Annotated in this window: 15 protein-coding genes; 8 read left to right on the forward strand and 7 right to left on the reverse strand. The window is 37.7% G+C overall.

The features are described 5' to 3' along the window. Window positions 1-36: 36 nt before the first annotated feature. Genes ND811_RS13635 through ND811_RS13650 form a run of 4 tightly spaced genes read right to left on the reverse strand, consistent with a single transcriptional unit; the run spans window position 37 to window position 4,398 of the window. Complete coding sequence (locus tag ND811_RS13635; RefSeq protein ID WP_265352558.1) at window positions 37-918, reverse strand: hypothetical protein; 882 nt, start codon at window positions 916-918, stop codon at window positions 37-39. Between the two features lie 48 nt (window positions 919-966). Continuing rightward, window positions 967-2,880: a threonine--tRNA ligase gene (gene thrS / locus ND811_RS13640; RefSeq protein WP_265352557.1), complete on the reverse strand. Its 1,914-nt coding sequence runs from the start codon at window positions 2,878-2,880 to the stop codon at window positions 967-969. Between the two features lie 49 nt (window positions 2,881-2,929). Then, window positions 2,930-3,523 (reverse strand): TetR/AcrR family transcriptional regulator, encoded by a 594-nt coding sequence (locus tag ND811_RS13645; protein ID WP_265352556.1) that lies wholly within the window; start codon window positions 3,521-3,523, stop codon window positions 2,930-2,932. Next, complete coding sequence (locus tag ND811_RS13650) at window positions 3,508-4,398, reverse strand: alpha/beta fold hydrolase (protein ID WP_265352555.1); 891 nt, start codon at window positions 4,396-4,398, stop codon at window positions 3,508-3,510. The genes ND811_RS13645 and ND811_RS13650 overlap by 16 nt, the downstream gene beginning before the upstream one ends. Window positions 4,399-4,554: 156 nt before the next feature. Here ND811_RS13650 and ND811_RS13655 point away from each other — a divergent pair, with 156 nt between their 5' ends. Genes ND811_RS13655 through ND811_RS13665 form a run of 3 tightly spaced genes read left to right on the forward strand, consistent with a single transcriptional unit; the run spans window position 4,555 to window position 10,956 of the window. Then, the gene (locus tag ND811_RS13655) at window positions 4,555-5,904 is read left to right on the forward strand and encodes an adenylate/guanylate cyclase domain-containing protein (protein WP_265352554.1); all 1,350 of its coding nucleotides are present in this window, start codon (window positions 4,555-4,557) and stop codon (window positions 5,902-5,904) included. Between the two features lie 49 nt (window positions 5,905-5,953). After that, complete coding sequence (locus tag ND811_RS13660) at window positions 5,954-7,660, forward strand: ABC transporter ATP-binding protein/permease (RefSeq protein ID WP_265352553.1); 1,707 nt, start codon at window positions 5,954-5,956, stop codon at window positions 7,658-7,660. Continuing rightward, the gene (locus tag ND811_RS13665) at window positions 7,657-10,956 is read left to right on the forward strand and encodes a GH36-type glycosyl hydrolase domain-containing protein (RefSeq protein WP_265352552.1); all 3,300 of its coding nucleotides are present in this window, start codon (window positions 7,657-7,659) and stop codon (window positions 10,954-10,956) included. The genes ND811_RS13660 and ND811_RS13665 overlap by 4 nt, the downstream gene beginning before the upstream one ends. 66 nt (window positions 10,957-11,022) lie before the next feature. On the opposite strand, the gene ND811_RS13670 is transcribed toward ND811_RS13665, so the two are convergent. Both ND811_RS13670 and ND811_RS13675 read right to left on the reverse strand, forming a co-directional pair. After that, complete coding sequence (locus ND811_RS13670) at window positions 11,023-11,367, reverse strand: P-II family nitrogen regulator (protein WP_265352551.1); 345 nt, start codon at window positions 11,365-11,367, stop codon at window positions 11,023-11,025. A gap of 20 nt (window positions 11,368-11,387) precedes the next feature. Continuing rightward, window positions 11,388-12,776 (reverse strand): ammonium transporter, encoded by a 1,389-nt coding sequence (locus ND811_RS13675; protein ID WP_265352550.1) that lies wholly within the window; start codon window positions 12,774-12,776, stop codon window positions 11,388-11,390. 294 nt (window positions 12,777-13,070) lie between these two features. Here ND811_RS13675 and ND811_RS13680 point away from each other — a divergent pair, with 294 nt between their 5' ends. From ND811_RS13680 to ND811_RS13690, 3 genes are read left to right on the forward strand one after another with little or no spacing between them, the layout of a single operon-like run. Then, complete coding sequence (locus tag ND811_RS13680) at window positions 13,071-14,561, forward strand: cryptochrome/DNA photolyase family protein (protein ID WP_265352549.1); 1,491 nt, start codon at window positions 13,071-13,073, stop codon at window positions 14,559-14,561. Continuing rightward, window positions 14,558-14,842, forward strand: a complete 285-nt coding sequence (locus ND811_RS13685; RefSeq protein WP_265352548.1) for an ATP-dependent Clp protease adaptor ClpS — start codon at window positions 14,558-14,560, stop codon at window positions 14,840-14,842. Before ND811_RS13680 ends, ND811_RS13685 begins: the two co-directional genes overlap by 4 nt. Beyond that, the gene (locus ND811_RS13690) at window positions 14,839-15,555 is read left to right on the forward strand and encodes a DNA alkylation repair protein (RefSeq protein WP_265352547.1); all 717 of its coding nucleotides are present in this window, start codon (window positions 14,839-14,841) and stop codon (window positions 15,553-15,555) included. The genes ND811_RS13685 and ND811_RS13690 overlap by 4 nt, the downstream gene beginning before the upstream one ends. An 8-nt stretch (window positions 15,556-15,563) precedes the next feature. Here ND811_RS13690 and ND811_RS13695 read toward each other — a convergent pair whose 3' ends face one another. Next, complete coding sequence (locus ND811_RS13695) at window positions 15,564-17,618, reverse strand: adenylate/guanylate cyclase domain-containing protein (protein ID WP_265352546.1); 2,055 nt, start codon at window positions 17,616-17,618, stop codon at window positions 15,564-15,566. Window positions 17,619-17,664: 46 nt separating this feature from the next. On the opposite strand from ND811_RS13695, the gene ND811_RS13700 reads away from it, so the two are divergent. Next, window positions 17,665-18,984, forward strand: coding sequence for a class I SAM-dependent RNA methyltransferase (locus tag ND811_RS13700; protein WP_265352545.1), 1,320 nt, complete (start codon window positions 17,665-17,667; stop codon window positions 18,982-18,984). Between the two features lie 49 nt (window positions 18,985-19,033). After that, on the forward strand, window positions 19,034-20,161 hold the full coding sequence (locus ND811_RS13705; RefSeq protein WP_265352544.1) for a SpoIID/LytB domain-containing protein: 1,128 nt from the start codon (window positions 19,034-19,036) through the stop codon (window positions 20,159-20,161). Window positions 20,162-20,214 lie beyond the last annotated feature (53 nt).

A 20,214-nucleotide genomic window follows, 5' to 3' on the forward strand; every position in this document is an offset into this window, starting at 1 on the left:
GCAAGTACATTTCTTTGGGAAAAGCTAGGGAATCGATTAAAGCGACCCTGACGGGCCTTCCCAGACGACAAGTTCCAAATACAAAGAATCCGAATCCAGAATTTCTGACAAAATCGGAACGAGAGAGACCAAATCCCCATGATTTCCCACGCCCATACAAGAACCACCGTGGCAAAGTCGACCTTCTGGATTGTACAAGGCATATTGCACCAAATTATCAAAAGTTTTCCCAGGTCGTACTGGCGATTGGGACTGGACAAGGGCTAAATAATCTAGTCCCTCACTTTTTCTTCGTTCCAAACGCAAACGGAGTCGGTTTTCTTGGGTAAGGGGTTCTGTGGCAAAAAGAAGTTCCCCAGATCCAGGGTTCCATTTTTGGAAACTATAGGATCCGACCACTCCCCCTTCCCTTTTCCATTCATACTTAGTTTCGGGTTTGGGTGTCTTTTGAGATAGGGTTTGAGTTTCTTCAGGTCTTGGATTTTCCCATCCGTATGAAGTGATCCTAACAGAGGCTCTAGCAATTTCGGTGATGGGGAAAGGGAAACGACTCCAAAGTCCTGGCACATCGTAACTTTCCCAAGGTTGGACAATGTGTTCGCTTGTTTGGCAAGAAAGAAGACGATTTCTGGAATCATAAAATGCCGCCACCACATAGAGAACCACAGGAGTTTCTCCCAAGTTTTGTCCTCCGGTGATGACAATGCTCGGACAGTCGAATTTCAGATCACGGCCAAGTCCATCCACAAATTGCATAGGGCTCACCTTCCAACCCACAGTAAGTCCTTCCGCAAAGGGAAGAAGCTGCATGGGGATGGCATCGAACGCATCACGGACATCATACGGTGGATGGATGGGCAGATCCAAATCGTATGTAACCGGACTGGTTTGTTTAGTGATGATTAGATTTTGTGGCACTGGAGGGAGTGTAAATCCCCCCGAAAGTCAGTCAAGAAATTTCTTTATCTAAAGATCACCTTTCAATAAAGATAAAAATCCATCTCTTGAAACTGTTTCTGTTTTCTCTTCTCCCATACGTCGGAAGGAAATAGAACCAGCTTCTTTTTCTTTATCCCCTAAAATCAAAGTGTAACTGCTTCTTTTTAGGATGGAATCCCTAATTTTACTTCCAATCTTTTCATTACGAAGGTCTATCTCGACTCGGAAACCCTGCATTACTAAATCTTGATATACTTCTTTTGCATAATCATTGTGAACTTCTGCCACGGTTAAGACACGAATTTGTGTTGGATTCAGCCAAAGTGGAAATTTCCCTTCGAAGTGTTCGATGAGAATTCCTATGAATCTTTCGAGCGATCCATAGATGGCTCGGTGGATCATCACAGGTGCGTGTTTTTTTCCATCAGACGCAGTGAAATCTAATTCAAAACGATTCGGCATAGAGAAGTCAATTTGAACGGTTCCACATTGCCATAACCTACCAAGGGAATCTTTAATATTGAATTCAATTTTAGGGCCGTAGAAAGCACCATCTCCTTCTTTGATTCCGTATTCGATTCCTTTTTTCTTTAGAGCGTCGTGTAATGCTTGTGTGGCGAGATTCCAATCCTCGTCGCTACCTTGGGACTTTTCAGGTCTTGTCGCAATAAAAGTTTTGAATTCGGTAAATCCAAATTTTTTATACACATCAAAAGTAAAATCAATGATGTCTTCTACTTCAGATTCTACTTTATCGAGTGGTGCATAAATATGTGCATCATCCTGAGTAAAAGCACGCACACGGAAAAGTCCATGAAGCACACCAGACATTTCATGACGATGCACATTCCCAAGTTCCATAAACCGAAGAGGGAGTTCTCTGTACGAATGCATGTGGTATTTGTAAATCAAACAACATCCAGGGCAGTTCATTGGTTTTACTGCAAATTCACTTTCGTCGATGTCAGTGAAATACATGTTCTCTTTAAAATTGTCCCAGTGTCCTGATTTTTTCCAAAGAGAGGAATTTAAGATAGCCGGAGTTTTAATTTCTTGATAACCACGTCTAAAACATTCTTCCCGAATGTAAGAAGCAAGAGTGTTCCAAAGAACAGTTCCTTTTGGATGCCAAAAAGGAAAACCAGGAGCTTCATCTTGGAAACTAAAAAGATCTAGTTCTTTCCCCAATTTTCGATGATCCCTTTTTTTGGCCTCTTCGATAAGAAAGATGTACTCGTCTAACTGCTTTTTGGTGGGAAACGACACACCATAAATACGAGTAAGCTGTTTGTTTTTGGAATCTCCTTTCCAATAGGCACCGGAAATCGCAGTGAGTTTGAAAGCTTTGAGTTGACCGGTTCTAGGAACATGGGGTCCGCGACAAAGATCATACCACTCCCCTTGTCCATATAACGAAACCGATGCGGAATCGAAACCTTGGATGAGTTCTACTTTATAAGGTTCGTTTTCTTTCCTAAATTTTTCTATAGCTTCTTCTTTGGAAAGTTCCCAACGTTTGACTGTCAGGTCTTCTTTCACAATCTTTGCCATCTCTGCTTCAATTTTAGGAAGGTCTTCTGGGGTTAAAATGATAGAACCAAAATCAATATCATAAAAGAAAAAACCGGGACCATTTTCAATGACTGGTCCTACTGTTAGGCGAGCCTCAGGCCATAACCTTTGGACTGCCATACCAAGTAAATGTGCGGAAGAATGATGGAAAACTTCTTTTCCTTCTTTGTCATCAAAGGTGAGAAACTTTACCGTGGTGTTTGCCTCTGGAACAAAAGAGAGGTCAACAGTGCGACCATCGGACAAAACAACGGCTAAAGCTTTCTCTTTCAAGAAAGGCAGTTGGGCTTGGATGAAATCAGAGAAGGATTTACCTGATTCTAGTTCCTTGGAACTTCCATCTGGTAGTGTGATTGTAATTGCTGCCATAATTCTTTACCCAGGTTTTCGCACACACATTCTCCCGAAAAGTAAAGTTTTACCAGAGTCTACCAGATTCCAATGATTCTGTTATTTTCTTAAAACTATCTTCTATGGATTCTTTGCGGCCAAAACCACCCGCCTCTTCTAATACTATAAATCCATGTAGGAGGGAACGTAAAATCCGTATCCTATGGACTGCTGATTCGTCCAAACTCTGAAACCCAAAGACCTCCATACAAAGAAACAAAATCCGATCCCCTAATGGTTTCAATTCTAGATCGGATTCTGCGGATTCAATGGTCAAGGGATACATATGGGGGTGCGACTTCGCAAAACTTCGGTACACATTCAAAAAATCGAAAATCCGTTCCTTACCTTGCGTTGGATTCAAGTTTATCGAAGAAAGCCTGTCACCTAATATCTGCAAAGATCTTCTTTTCATCTCCCGACGCACATCCTCTAAATCCCGGATATGGTTATAGAGTGAAGGTGTGCGAATTCCTAAATTTTCCGCAAGTACAGATAAACGAAACTCGGCAAAACCCAGTTCCATAATCAAATCCCAGGCCAAATCCAAAACAAATTCCCTTGTGATTTGTGTTTGGCCTTTTTTAGGTCTACCTGGTTTGTGTTTTACTTTTTTTGCCATAACAATTGTACATCGTTAGAAAACCGAGAAGGATCTTCCACAAAAGGATAGTGGCCTGCATCTTCATATAATTTTATCGATCCATTCAAAGTATTGGCAATCCAGTCTGCTTCCTCTTGTGGTGAATCAAAATCAGGATCCTTGGTTCCCATGACCACAATGACATTTCCTGAAGCGAGTGGCAAAACCATTTCGCATTCTTTTTTGGAAGCAAACATCATTGATCTAACGGCCGCCATACGACCATCTTCTTTTAAATTCATTTTTAATTTTTCGGATCGTTCTTTTATATCTTTTGGGGGATGAACAGGAAACAATGATTCATAAAAAGAAGCCCAAGCACTCGGTCCCCAAGGTCCACGAAAGGCCAAATGGATAAGGGTCTTCATTCCCAAAGACAATGGCTCTTTATCGCGAACGAATGGACCAGAAAGTAGAAGTCCATGAACTCTATTTTTTTCTTTCGAACGAATGTAAACTGCCGAGGCAGCAGTCATGGAATTTGCAATGATATATACATTTTGTAAATCCTTCTCTCTGATAAATGCCAAAACATCTTCTGCTGTTTCCTTCGGGCCATAGGAAGAAAAACTAACATCAGATTCGCCGAGCCCTCGCAAATCAAAACTATATACAGAATTTTCTTTTGCAAGTAGTAGGCTTAGTTCGAAATAACTTTCTTTTCTATCACCAAGACCTGGCAGTAAAATTAAATTCCGCTTTCCATTTCCCATTTTGAAAAAAGCAATCCTACCTTCTTCTCTCTGAAAGAAAGAAGTAGAAACTGGAGATCCCAGTAATTGGCCATCCATCCAAAATAAACAGGGAAATAAGAACGGAAAAAATAAAGTTAAATTGTGGTAGATACTTTTCATAAAACTAATGATATTAGTTTATTTAACTAATGCAATTAGTTTTTTATCTGAATTTTAAGAAATTTTGGATAATTTTCCTAAACTGGTTATTTTTCCGGCTTGCACTAACTGAAAAAATGATCCAATTCTAATTTGGATACAAATTGACGGTGATTCATGCATACAGTTACCTTTGAAGATAAAGAAAACTTTCCCTTAGAAACGGACAAACCAGGGGCAACAATCCTTGAAACGGCACTAAAACACGAATATCCGCTCTACCATCTTTGCGGAGGGAATGCCAAATGCACCACTTGCCGCGTTTTTATCACCAAAGGCTTGGACCACCTTAGCCCTCGAAATGAAAGAGAACAAACATTGGCAGAAAGGAAAGGATGGCCTTCTGAGATTCGGCTGGCATGTCAGACCGAAGCATTCGGGAATGTATCTCTACGAAGAATTATCAAAGATAATAAAGATTTAAAAACTGTCACTAGTGAATCCAAATCCTCAAAAACAGGAGAAGAATGTTATGCGGTAATACTTTTTTTAGATATCAAAGGATTTACTGCCTTTACGGAAGCAAGTTTGCCTTACGACGTAGTATTTGTATTAAATCGTTTTTTTCACGAAATGAGTGAACCCATCCTGAATAATGGAGGGGAAATTGATAAATTCATTGGGGATGGAATCTTAGCTTTTTTCCAAATACGGAACAAAAGCGAAGCCATAAAAAATGAAGATCATTTAAAAAAAGTAAAACAGGAAACAATTGGTTCGGCCATCCGCGCTTGCCTTCGTATGTTCGATCAGTTAAAAAAATTCAACTTGGAGATGAAAGATAGGTTTAATTTTACCTTTGACATTCGCATCGGCCTCCATGCAGGAAATGTAATTTACGGTGACATTGGGCATTCCGAATACAAAAGTCAAACCGTACTCGGAGATACTGTGAACGTAGCAAGTCGCTTGGAAGCTTTGAATAAAAAAACAAATACCAATTTTTTAGTTTCCGATGAAATTTATAACTTAATTGGACCTTCTTTGTCTGTGAATAAAAAAATCATCACCAAACTTCGCGGGAAATCAGAAAAAATGACAGCCTATTCAGTTCTTGGTTTCAAAGTTTCAGATTCCATTCTGATCATACAAAAATCACTCGATCATGTTTTAGAGAACAATCCCCATTGGGCACAAGGATTTTTAGACAAACTAATCAATTTTATAAAAGAGAACCTAAATAAAAATACAATTGAGACAGAAGCATTATTAAATCCTCATGAATTTTCATCTTTAATCGAATCGATGATTGAAAAGTTAGGAAATCCAGAGTCTCTAAAAAAAGAGGTCTCTAAAATTAAATCAATTTATGAATCCATTGGCATTTCAAAAAAAGATTTTCCTAAATTAGTACCAATCCTCATATCCTCTATCAAAGAAAATCTCGCTTCAGAATGGAATACAACCTTAGAGTCAATATGGAATCAAGTAATCATGGATCTTACGATAGAAACAATAGAAGCATAAAAACCTCCTTGCATTTAGTTTAAAACTCTGTTTTTCTAATCATTAAGCAATGCCATTATCAACAAAAACAAAAACATCCCAAAACTGGATGCGTTTAACAAATACTATACGACAACTAATTCAATCTAAACAAGGACCAACCGCCATTCGTTACGGAATTACCTTAGTAATCCTTGTAATATTATTTAATGTGTTCAATGTCATTAATAGTTATGTAGGCCGCGATTTCATATCATCGATTGAACAAAAAAATACCAATGCATTTTATACAAACGCCATACTCTACGGAATTGTTTTCGTAATCTCTTCTGCTATAGGTTCCTTGAATCGGTATACAGAAGAGCGATTAGGGATTTTATGGCGTGAACAACTCACCTGGAAGTTTACAGATAATTATTTAGCAGAGAGAACTTTCCAACAGATCATCGGGACACCAGGTATTGAAAACCCTGACCAAAGGATTACCGATGATGTTAAAACCTTTACCACAACAACAATTTCATTCACCTTACTTTTTATAGGTGGTATTTTTTCAGCAATTTCTTTTTCCGGGGTTCTTTGGAGTATAAATCCAATTTTGTTTCTGGTCGCAGTCGCTTACGCACTTTCAGGAACTGTTTCGACGATCTTTCTCGGTAAATCGCTCATCCGACTTAATTATGACCAATTGGATATGGAAGCAAGTTACAGAGCTGATCTTTTGCATATTCGCCAACACGCAGAATCTATTGCCGTGACACATAGAGAAGCAAGAATGTCCGTTCGATTAAAATCAAGACTAAGAAAGTTAGTAAATAATTTCAGAAAGCTCATTTCAGTTAACTTGCGCCTTAGCTTTTTTACTAATAACTATAACTACTTTATTCAGATCATTCCCATGCTTATCATTGCTCCGAGTTACATGAGAGGAGAAATTGAATTTGGAGTGATCACTCAAGCTGCCCTCGCTTTTACTACTCTACTGAATGCATTTTCACTTATTGTGACTCAGTTCCAATCAATCTCGGCATTTTCAGCTGTTGTCAAACGATTACATTCTCTGGAAACAGCCATGTTTGATGCAGAGAATGAAGCAAAACAAAATAGAGAATCAAATTTTAGTTCTGATGAAATTTGTTTTGAAAACTTTACGTTATATTCGAATGACAGATCAAAACTTCTCGTGGATCATTTACAATTAACCATTCATAGAAAGGAACGTTGGCTCATCACTTCTTTCGATGATGCAGTTAAACTCAGTTTATTTCGATCGATCGCAGGGATAAGTAATCATTCCGAAGGAAATATAAAAAAACCGAGCTGGGAAGAGATTCTATTTCTACCAGAGAAACCCTACCTCCCTCCAGGAAGACTCCGAAATGTGATTGTACCTGCTTACTTAAACTTAGAAGTATCCGATTCAGAAATCCTAAAGGAACTAAAGAATATGGGTCTCGAATCTTTAGTTCGCAGATTTGGGGGCATAAGATCTTTAAAAGAATGGGATGAAGAACTTTCATTAGCTGAAAAATATAAAATAGCTTTAGTTAGAGTTCTTTTTGTAAAACCGAAGTTTCTAATTCTCGACCGACCAGGATCCATTCTGGGTAAATATGAAATTTCAAAACTTTTAAAATTATTTCATAGACTAGGTGTTACTACTGTCGTCATTGCCAAAGACGAAGAAACTGTTTTAGAATATGATTACCATTTAAATATTTCTCATTTCGGTGAATGGACTCTTTCACCCTTTCATCCAACAAACACTCAAACATGATTCAAAGTATACAAAATAGTTCCGAATTACGATTCAATTTTTTAACCAACGGGAATATACATTCCATTCGCTTCAAAAACCTACTAGTCAATCTATATCTGGGCAATGAGATGGAGCCTTGTGTAAGTAATCTTTATTTGAGAATTTATACAGAATATGAAGTTATAGTTGTCCCCTTACTTGGACCAAAAGCCAATTCCCAATATAAAATCTCTAATACGATTTTTCTTTCACAGGGAATGTATAAAGATATAAACTATCTAGTGCGTTGGGAACTCCATCCTGACAAATCCGCTTGGCGATACAAAGTAGATATCACAAACAATAACACATACCCGATAAGTTATGATTTGGTTTATGTACAAGACATAGGTATTTGTGATTATGCAGCCTCACGTTTAAACGAATATTTTGTATGCCATTACATCCACCATGAACCTACTTTTTCAGATAAATTTGGCTATAGCGTACTATCGAGACAAAACGAATTGGTATCTGGAAAAAATCCAGCTACTTACCTATTTAGCTCGGAACCCATTCGTAATTTTGCCACCGATGGTCTTGACTTATTCCCAGATGGTATTTCGAATCAACTCAAAAGCAAACGGAGACAAGGCGAACATTCCATCATTGGACTAGAAAGCGAAACTTTTACTTTAGAGACAAACGAATCAAAAAGTGCTAATTTTTACGGTTATTTATTTCCTCATCTGGATAAAGTTCAATCTTTAAAGAACAAAGATGAATTTATTATAAACCAAATCGCTGAATGGAATGATGATCAAAATCCAGATTCCTCTTCGATAATACCAACGGAAAACATTTTTTCTATCGCAAAAAAGCTTCAGGGCGAATCCTTAAATGTGGAGGAATTAAATTCATATTTCCCAAATCCTTGGCGCGAAGTGGAAAGATTGGAAACGGGATCTATTTTGTCTTTTTTCACTAATGAATCAACTCACGTTGTATTAAAAGAAAAGGAATCTCTTTGTCTACGACCTCATGGTCAAATTTTAAGAACGGGCATTCCAACAATTCCTGATGAATCTTCACTAACCGTTACTTGTTATATGAAAGGAATTTTTTTGTCCCAACTTACCGAAGGGCATACAAGCATTAACCAATACCTATCACGTAACCATAGTTATCTTGGATTATTCAATTCTTATGGATTTCGAATTTTTTTAGAAGAAAATTCTCAATTTTTCCTATTGGAGTCTCCTTCAGTTTTAATCATGGAACTTAACCAGTTGGAATGGATTTACAAATGGAAAAATGACGAAATTAGAGTCAAAGTTGAAGCAACTTACGACCATAAAATCAAATTTCAATTAAGAACCACTGGTAATTTGGGTAAAAAATTCCTATTATCTTTTCATGTCGCACTTGATGGTGATAACGGTTCCTTGGAATTGCCACCAAAAGTTTTTAAAAACAAAAATGAAATTCATATAGAACCAAATCCAGAATCCTTTCTTTATCAGAGATTAGATGGAAAAGGTTTCAAAATCTTCTCTGAAGAAATCAATTCCTGGGAAATTTCTGATGACCGTTTCTTATACGTTGATGGTAATTCAAAAAACCAGTCATATCTTACTGCAAAAGTATCTGTAAAAGAAAGCCTTCAGTTTACGATTCAAGGAAACTTAATCGGATCTCAAAAGGGAAATTTAAAGTTAGAAAAACAAAAACAGACTTTTTATCCAATCGTTAATGATGAACAAATGGATAACGTTGCATTACTATCTATAAAACAAATCAAAGAAATTCTACCTTGGTTCGAACAAAATGCACGGATTCACTATTTAAACCCAAGAGGACTAGAACAATATTCGGGAGGGGGTTGGGGCACAAGGGATGTGTGCCAAGGAGCTTTCGAATTTTTACTGGCTAAGGGTGATACTGAATCTTGCCGTAGTTTACTCCTGCATGTATTCCAAGAACAAAATGAAGATGGAGATTGGCCACAGTGGTTTATGCTTTATCCCCGAGATAGGGAGATTAGAGCCGGAGACTCTCACGGAGATATTGTATATTGGCCAATACTTGCCCTAACTTCTTACTTAGAACGAACCAAAGATATTCATTTTTTGAAAGAAACGACAATAGCTCCTCATAGAAAGAACCCTAGAACTATCCTTGAAGCAGTAAAACAAGCAGTAAATTTAATTAATAGTCGCTTGGTGTATGGCACAAAACTTCCCCTATACGGTAATGGTGATTGGAATGATTCGCTACAACCAGTAAGAGAAGAATTCCGCACTAAGGCTGTTAGCACATGGACAGCGGAATTACAATGTCTCACCTACAAAGCTCTGATCCAAATTTTTTATCTCATAGACGACAGCAAAAATCAAAAACTCTACCAAACCGAATTAGAGACCATAAATCAAAATATCAAAGAACATTGTATGGAGGAAGGTGTCCTCGCAGGTTTAAGATATTTCGGTGATGGCAACACAAGAGAATTTTACTTACATCCTAAAGATATAAAAACGGGTATTCGTTATAGTGTCCTTCCTATGATTTATGGAATTTTGTCAGAAACTTTAGACGTGAAGGAAGCGGAAACTCACCTTTCTCTCATCAAACAATGGCTTATGGGTCCAGATGGTGTCCGACTTTTTGATGCCCCAATATCATACAAGGATGGGGAAAACAAAGATTTCAAACGTGCCGAAACCGCTAGTTACTTCGGCAGAGAGATTGGACTCATGTATACACATGCACATTTACGTTACTGTGAAGCATTGGCCCATTTAGGTAAGTCGGAAGAATTTTTGTATCAACTGAATTTGGTAAATCCGATTGAAATCAAAAACAGAATTCCTTCTGCGAACAGAAGACAATCTAACTGTTATTATTCGAGTTCTGATGGATTGTTTTTGGATCGTTATGAAGCAGGTAGAGATTACAAAAAACTATTATCTGGGAACATTCCTTTAGAAGGTGGTTGGCGAGTGTATTCTAGTGGACCTGGAATTTATATCAAACTGGTCTATGAGTGCCTGCTTGGACTCAAAGTTTTTCCTGATGTGATCGAATTAGACCCAATTTTGCCCAAGGGTTTGAGTGGATTACAATGGAATCTAACTTTGAAGGATAAAAACCTTTGTATTGCCTACATAGTTGAATCCGAAAATGCCATTATCGAATCAGTTGAGTTGAACAAGCAACCTATTCCACTCGTTCGAATGGAAAACCGTTATCGAAAAGGTGGTGTTCGATTCAATATTTCCGACATAGAATTGTATCTAAAAGAAACAGATAATCAATTCACTGTTACTTTGCGATAAAATGAAAAAACGTGTAGGGAAAATTCCCCACACGTTTTCCGATTTTTCCTTTAATAAAAGGAAGCTTTAAATGGCGTTTTTTCCTTTTTCGCCAGTTCTGATTCGAATGACTTCTTCGAGAGGTGAGATGAATATCTTCCCATCTCCGATTTTTCCATCACCACTTTTTGCTGCTTTTAGAATGGCATCAACCGTAGGTTTTACGAACTCATCATTAACCGCGATTTCCAAACGAACTTTTCTTAATAAGTTAACAGTGTATTCGTGACCACGAAAAACTTCTGTTTTCCCTTTTTGTTGTCCATAACCTTGAACGTCAGATACTGTTAGACGGTAAATTTCGTTTTTAGTTAATTCTGCTTTTACTTCTTCCAACTTATGTGGTTGGATGATTGCAATGATCATTTTCATAATGTTATACTCCTATTCCCTTAACCACGAGCTCGGATATTGAAATCAGGGTAAGCTTCTGCTCCATGTTCCCCAAGATCCAAACCACTGAGTTCTTCTTCTTCACTCACTCGGATTCCGCCAGCAAGTTTCAACACATACCATAACACGAAAGAGACAACAAATGTGAATCCACCGATTGCTAAGATTCCGTAAAGTTGTGTTAGAATGGAAGGAACCTCAACTCCAGCCGGAGCACCTTCATAACCGAAAATTGCTACTGCTAACGTTCCCCAAATACCACAAACTAAGTGAACAGAAGTTGCACCTACAGGGTCATCAATTTTGATTTTGTCAAAGAAAAGAACAGACAATACTACTAGAATTCCAGATACCGCACCAATAATGGCAGCAGAAGTTGGGCTAACAATCGCACATGGTGCTGTGATACCCACAAGACCCGCTAGTGTTCCATTAAGAATCATACCAAGATCTGGTTTTTTCAATATAATCCAAGCAGTCACAGTGGATGCAAGTGCACCGAGTGCTGCAGAAATGTTTGTTGTCACAATCACGTGTGCCATTACACTTCCATCGCCTACACCCATAGTAGAACCAGGGTTAAATCCAAACCAACCGAGCCAAAGGATCAGTGTCCCAAGTGCAGCAGATGTCATATTGTGACCAAGGATTGGTTTGATTCTTCCATCTGGCAAAAATTTACCTTTTCTAGCACCAAGAACGATGGCACCAGCAAGAGCTGCCCAACCACCTACGGAGTGTACTACGGTAGATCCAGCAAAGTCATGAAAACCAAGTGCTGAAATCCATCCACCACCCCATACCCAGTGACCTGTGAATGGATACATTACTGCTACAAGAATAAAAGAGAAGATAAGAAAGGAATGAAATTTAATTCGTTCTGCTACCGCTCCAGAAACAATGGTTGCCGCCGTTGCTGCAAAAACCAACTGAAAGAAAAATTTTGCAAGAAGTGGAACTCCTGTCCAATTCATAGAGGAATACACACCTTGGTATGCATCTCCAATGGCAGGAGAGTTATCGGCTCCACCTAGGAAAAAAAGACCTTCTGTTGCCATAAAAGGAGACCCATCACCAAACATTAATCCCCAACCGATTGCCCAATAAGAGAAAGTTGCAGCAGCAAAAACTATAAAGTTCTTTGCTAGAATGTTCACGGTGTTCTTAGACTGTGCAAAACCCGATTCAACGAGGGCAAAACCGGCATTCATAAAGAATACCAACATACCAGCGACTAGCACCCATAAGGTGTCTAATCCTACTGTCAAAGTTTGGATTGCGTTTGCGGTTTCTTGCGCCGGGTTCGCGACGGTTGCAGCTTCATCTGCAAAAAGGAACATCGGAACAACCAGGAGCAGGAAGGCGATTGATTTGAAATACTGTTTCATATTACCATGTTTCCTTTCCATGTTATTTGCTTAGTTACAGTGCAAGATTGGTACCCAATTTGTGCCAGATAGGATTTGAAGGAAAAAAAAATGGTTATATGCTTAAAAACCCTCCATTTTGTGTAAATTTCTTAATATTGGAGCTTTAAACTGGAGAAAGGGAACTGGTGATAACACATCAATATGCCAAACATGATATCACAATGCATGATTTATAAGCATATCTAGGATTCGATCTTTGCTCTCCCAGATAAAAAACAAAGCCTACTGAGATCAAAATAGCCTCTAATAGAAGTGAATCAAGACCGAATCCGAAGCTGTAACCAAAATTCTTTTTCCCATGATGGCAAATACATCCTGTATTGGATGCAGGCTTACCGTAGGTTTGATTCGAACCATGCCTTTGCTTATGCAACCTCTCTTGCCAAAAAGTATAGCAAAGAGTTAATTGTTTATGAAGGATTACGTTCCGATTACCCTTGGAATTCGAAAAGGATACACAAATTTATTTTGGAAGGAATGTATGACAACCAAACAAGGGCAGACGAACTAGGTATTAATTACTGGCCATTTGTTGAAACCAAAACAAATCCTGCAAAAGGAATCCTAAAAGCAATTTCCAAAGATGCCGCAGCAATTGTCACAGATGACTTTCCTTGTTTTATCATTCCCGAACAAACAACAAAACTTGCAAGTAAGGTGAATTGCCCACTTTATGCGGTGGATAGTAATTCCCTTCTTCCGTTCTCTCGTTTTGAAAAAGAAGCTAGTGCTGCAAGAATTCTACGGATTTGGATTCATAAAGAGTTTTTAAAAGGAATTCCAGATTTCACAAAACAAAAATGGGAAAAAAAAGATTTGGAAGGACTCCATCAAAACACAAAGCCACCAAAGAATTTCGGATTACCTAAAGATTTAGATACTTTTTTAAATACCTTTGCATTTAAGGAAAAAGTTTTACCAGCCAAAGGTGTGAAAGGTGGTCGCAACGATGCACTAAAGATTTTAAAAACTTTCCTATCGAAAAAATTAAACAACTATGAAACAGGCAGGTCCCAACCTAATTCGCAAGAACTAACTGCCACAAGTGGACTTTCTCCCTACCTCCATTTCGGACATATTGGCATTGAAGAAATTTTTACTTCTGTTTTGGAGGCCTCTAACAAAGGGAAATGGAACCCGGAACGAATGAGCTATGGTAAACCTGGAGACCGGGAACATTTTTATTCCGAATCTAGTTCGGCAAATCACTTCTTAGATGAACTCATTACCTGGAGAGATATTGGTTTTCTATTCTTTTGGAAAGATAAACCAAGTCGTATCCATTTAGGAAACCTTCCAGATTGGGTTAAAAACAATTTTAATAAACACAAATTGGATACTAGAGAGTATCTTTATACTTTAGAGCAGTTTGAATCTGCAAAAACGCACGACGAACTTTGGAATGCAGCCCAAACTGAGCTCGTAAAAACAGGAAGAATGCACAACTATATGCGTATGTTATGGGGTAAAAAAGTCATCGAATGGAGCAAGTCCTACGAAGAGGCTTTTTTAATCTTAGAACATTTGAATAACAAATATGCATACGATGGAAGAAATCCCAATTCCTATACAGGAATCCTTTGGTGTTTTGGACTCTTTGATAGGCCTTGGTTTCCCGAACGGAATGTATTTGGAAATGTTCGATTTATGTCCTCCGATTCGACAAAAAAGAAGTTTAAAATGAACTCCTATTTACAGTATATTGGTGAACTGAGTGGTAACTCCGACTCACTTTTTCCATGACAGAAGAGTACCAACCATCATTAATAGAAGAAACAAAAACAAGTTTTGATTCGATATACTTCTACTTTGTTATTCTCTTCAATGATTCTATTCATGAATTTTCTTATGTTGAAGATTGTTTGATGAAAATTTGTTTCAAAACAAAAAAGGAAGCTAAAAAAATTGCAATGGATGCTCATACAAACGGAAAAGCGGTTTGTTTTCAAGGTAGTATGGAAGAGTGCGAAACCGTTGCAGAAAATATGACAAATGCCAATTTAACAGTGATTCTAGGTGTATGAAACCAATACAAGAACAGATCCTCTCTGATCTAAAAAAAGAAGGAAACAAAGAAAAGGCAGATTTTTTTCCGAAGTTCTTTAAAACGGGACCAGGAGAATATGGAGAAGGAGATATATTTTTAGGAGTCACTGTTCCTGTCCAAAGAAAGATAGCAAAAAAATATTATAAAGAAATAGATATCCCATCACTAACATCTCTTATCACTTCCCCTTTTCATGAGGTAAGATTAACAACTCTATTTATTTTAGTATTTAAATTTGAGTCAAAAGATATTACTGAAAAAAAACAAAAAGAGATTCTAGATTTCTATCTAAAACATACAAACTCAATCAATAATTGGGATTTAGTCGATTCAAGTGCCGATAAAATTCTTGGTGCCTTCTTATTTCAAAGACCAAGAGATGTGCTCGATAAATTTCACAAATCAAAGGATCTCTGGAAAAATCGAATATCAATCTTAAGTACGTTTTACTTTATTAGGAAAAATGACTTTAACGATACATTGCGCTACTGTGAATCTTATTTATACCACAAACATGATCTGATCCATAAGGCTACCGGATGGATGTTACGTGAGATTGGGAACAGGGATAAAAAGATTCTAATTAACTTTTTGCAATCTCACGCAGCAAAGATGCCAAGAACAATGCTGCGTTATGCGATAGAAAAACTACCAGAATCTGAAAGAAAATTCTGGTTATCGGTTAAGTAAATTTTGGATTATGCTCTTGGTTTTACTTTAGTTACAAAATAAACTTTTACAGGCTCAGCTTTCCCTTTGAGGGTGAGCTCTTTTGTGTCTTCAAATTCGATATATTGAGTACCACCTGCAGCAAGAAAGGCAGCTTCTGAAACTGCAACCTTTCCTGGGATTCCGTGGCTTTCTAATCTTGCGGCAGTGTTCACGGCATCGCCAATTACAGTATAGTCCATACGTTTGACAGACCCAATATTACCGACAATGGCTTCCCCAAAATTGACTCCAATCCTTAATCGGAAAGTGCCAGGAGGAACACCTAGGTCTCGATTGATCTCTTCCATTTTTTTCTGCATATCAACTGCACAAGCGATGGCATGATATGCATCTAGTTCCGTTTGTTTCGGGGCACCCCAAAAAGCCATAATCGCATCACCGATAAACTTATCCAAGGTGGCAGAATAATGAAAAATTAAATCTGATAAAGATTCAAAAATTGTATTTAAATTTTGTAAAACGACAGCTGGAGGGTTTTTCTCAGCAAATGTTGTAAATCCAACAATATCGGAAAATAAAGTAGCAATGTGTTTTTCTTCACCACCTAACTTTATATTGTCGGCAACAATGGTTTCCATTACGGCAGGGGAAAAATAACGTGAAAGTCGATCTTTTTCTTCTCTTTGTTTTTCTACGAGCCTTCTCGAATCGATCATATTCTTTACAATAGATAATGCCACCGAAATGGAAAAAGCTGCAAATGCATAATCCTTAAGGAATGTATGACTTGGATACCACTCCCATTGCATTTCCACAAATACATCATTCAGAATCAGCAAAACAAAGGCAAAAAAACCGAGAGAGACTGTACCCATCGAAGGAACTTTCCTCCCAAGAAAAATGACATAAAATAAAGCGACACCAAGTAGGATCGTTACAAAACTCCAGTAGAAGAAAAATTTAGAGAGAAATAATAAGTTCGGAGAAAACAGAACCACAAACATGGACAATAGGCCAGCACCATCAATATAGCGGTTAGTGATTTGAATCCAACCTTTTCGAACATGAGCAAACCTAACGATAAAGTTAAAAAGTAAATGGATAAGTCCAATCCAAGTAAAGTATTCTATTTTTTTAATCCAGAAACCATCTCCAATGATAGAATAAATGATTTGGCTTTGAAACAAAGTATTAATAGCCATAAACATAGAACCCAACGAAAAATAAATGGTCGCATCGTCCTCATTTCGAAACAAAAATTGCCAATATAAATAAAAACTTCCGAGTAACAATGTAAGAACGATCACAAATATCTTTTTAAAATCGTTCCAATACTCTGCACGTTCGGAATATTTTACAGAGGAGATATAAAATTTATCATGAGAAAGTCCCGGACTCAAAGGATACTTGGCGTACACTCGAACTGCGAGAACATTGGGTTCATCGGTTTTTAGTTGGTCTATCGGAATCTGATAAAACCTAATTTTATCGCTATAAAGTGATTTGTCTTCTAACTCAAAACCTTCTTCTGTATCTAAATGGAGACCTGTTCCTCCAATGAATTTTCCATTCCAGTATACTGCATCAGCTTGACTGATTTGCCCCAACCGGACGGTTAAATTTCTGGATTTGAACTTAGAGCGAATGTCATCTTCCGTAATTTTAATTTCGGTTCTATACCACCCATAACCGTGATAAGTTTCTTGGTATTGTCTGAAGTCAGGGAAATAAAACTCTCCGTCTCCATCTCGCACTTTGTCCCAAGCAGTTTGAATTTGAAATCCAGAAATCCAACCATTTCTCACAGATTCTTCTAAAACAGGTTGGGCATGGAGAAAACGTAAAGCTTTGGTTTGTCCGTTTTCCTCATCTAAATAAAGATCATCTTCCTGTTCATCCGAAACCAAGGGCGAATCGCCCGGTTTAAAACTCCATTTATGGACGGATTGCCCAAAAGATGTTTCTGATCTGAGATCTAAAATTTGGTTGGTGAGAAGGACTTGCGCAGAAATGTTTGAGAGAAATCCCGTAAAAAACAGGAAACTCGACAGGATATAAAAGAGTCTTTTCGAAAAAACCATGTCGGAAATCCTATAAAAATCAAAAGGAACTGGCAAGTAGAAAACATTGGACAAAGTCGTTGTTGAAAGTTTAGATTCGGATTTTTCTGGAATTGTCACAGCACCTAACGGAAAAAAGGTGAATGTTTTTTTCGCTTATCCTGGAGATGAACTCCTTGTAGAATATGTCAAACGTCGACCAAGACAAAGATCGTTACGTATTCAAGAAACCATTCGTAACCATGATTGGAAATTGGTAAAATGCAACGTATTTGGTGAATGTGGTGGATGCACCGGACAACATATAAATTATAAAGAACAATTAGAGATCAAATTTTCACCCATCATAAATACATTCCAAAAAGACTTAGGAATCTCCATTCAACCACTTCCATCAGAAAAGATTTATGAATACAGATCCCGTATGGATTTTTCTGTATTCCCTGGTCCGACCATAGGACAAAGACAACGTGGTAATTTTAGAAAGGTCGTACCGATCTCAACTTGTTCTATCCAATCTAATTGGGCAAACCAAGCATTAAAAGACGTACAAAATGTACTAAACCAAATGCCTGAAGTAATATGGGACAGAAAATCAGAAGAAGGTGGTCTCAAATACCTTACCATTCGTAAGGCACAGAATACTGAGGATGGAATTTTAATTTTTACATTTACGGATGGATATGAATCACATCCTTTGATGGATCAGTTCCGAAATTTATGTTTGGAATCCTTAACACAAGAATCGTTACTTTTCTGTTATAATAGGCCAAAATCGGAAGTCTCTGCTTTTGGGAGACCCGAAATTTTAAGAGGGAAATCCACATTCGAAGAACTGGTTCTAGGAAAAACTTTCCAGGTTCCTTTTGATTCTTTTTTCCAACCAAACCCAAACGGTTTTTTACCTATCCTTTCCTTTATCAAAGAAAGGTTATCTAAAACGAGTGAAAATCTAATCGATTTGTTTTGTGGTAATGGCTTCTTTTCTTTGTTATACGGCGATTCATTTTCAAATGTGGATGGCTACGAACTTACAGAATCCTCGATAGAGATAGCATCGAAAACTTTTCAAGAAAACCATCCAAACAAATCTTTTTCCTTTCAAATTGCCAATTTATTTATGTCGACAAAACTTCTTAAGGCAAAGGAAAATTCGACTCTCATTTTAGATCCACCAAGGGCTGGGGCAGGAAAATTAGTAAACCAATGGATCAGAGACTTTGGACCTGAGTATGTTTTCTATGTCTCTTGTAATCCTTATTCACAAAAAGAAGATGTATCTATTTTTATTTCTCAGTATGATTTTGTAGATGGGATTCTCATCGATCCCTATCCGCATACTCCCCATACCGAATCAGTTCTTTTCTTTCGAAGAAAGTCCCTATAAATCCCTTCACCAATTTCGTTTTTTTTCCGAAAATGGAAGGGAGGGTACTATGAAGATTCAAAAATCGATTTTATTCATTAGTCTTGTCATTTTAGGACAAATCGGTTGTGCGAGTGTGATGGTGACCAACTGGGCTCCCGAAGAATCCAATTTCAAATCAAAACCGGTTCGGGTATTTCTTGGATACGCCACTGAAGAAGAAACTTTTAAGTCTTCGGGAGAAATCATCGTTCGAGATGCCAATGACCTCACGATCAAAAGAGCCTACGATTTTCTTTCCTTAAATCCTACAGCTCTTAAGGCTCCAATCTCCATTCATAGCAATTCACAATTTTTGGAGTATAAGGGAGTCAGTTACAGAGGATCGGTTCTTCTGAAACCCATCGAAGGAAAAGTTTATATCATCAATTTAGTACCAATTGAAGAATATCTTTTGTCAGTTGTTCCTTCAGAAGTTAGTGCCTCTTGGCCCAAAGAAGCGCTAAAAGCGCAAGCTATTTGTGCAAGAACCTATGTGGTGAGAGAAATGTTAAACCGCAAAAAACAAGAGTTTGATGTTGATACATCAACAAACACACAAGTTTATAAAGGTAAAAACAAAGAACATAGAAATACGACAGAGGCAGTATTTGAAACAGAAGGTCTTATCCTGATTCATAAAGGACAACCCATCCAAAGTTTTTTCCATTCGAATGCCGGTGGATATACCGAAGATCCCATAAATGTTTGGGGTAGCCCAGTAGAATATCTAAAACCAGTTCCATCCGAATATGATAAAGATGGAGAGCAGTATTCTTGGGAAGAAAAATGGAAACCTGATTTCGTAAATACAAACTTACAATACTTAGGTGTAGGAGAGATCCAAGATATTATAGTTTCTAGTAGATTTCCTTCCTCAAGGGTAAACGAAATGGAGATCATTGGAACATCTGGATCCAAAAAAATCAAAGCTACTGAGTTTCGAAAAAAACTAGGTGCAACCAAATTAAAATCCACAAGATTTGGAATTCGTAAGGAAGAATCGGGAGACTATTTTATAAAGGGCCTTGGTTCTGGACACGGCGTGGGAATGTCTCAATGGGGCAGTTTTGCAATGGCAAAAAGTCAATTCAACCATAGGGAAATCTTACAACATTATTTCAAAGGAATTGAATTTGCCCGAATCGTTGCCAGATAGTTGGGAGTTTTAGGTTTCCTTAGTCTCATCGTTTTAGATTCTGACTTAAGGTC

The organism is Leptospira soteropolitanensis (genome assembly GCF_026151655.1).
GTDB classification, from domain to species: domain Bacteria; phylum Spirochaetota; class Leptospiria; order Leptospirales; family Leptospiraceae; genus Leptospira_A; species Leptospira_A soteropolitanensis.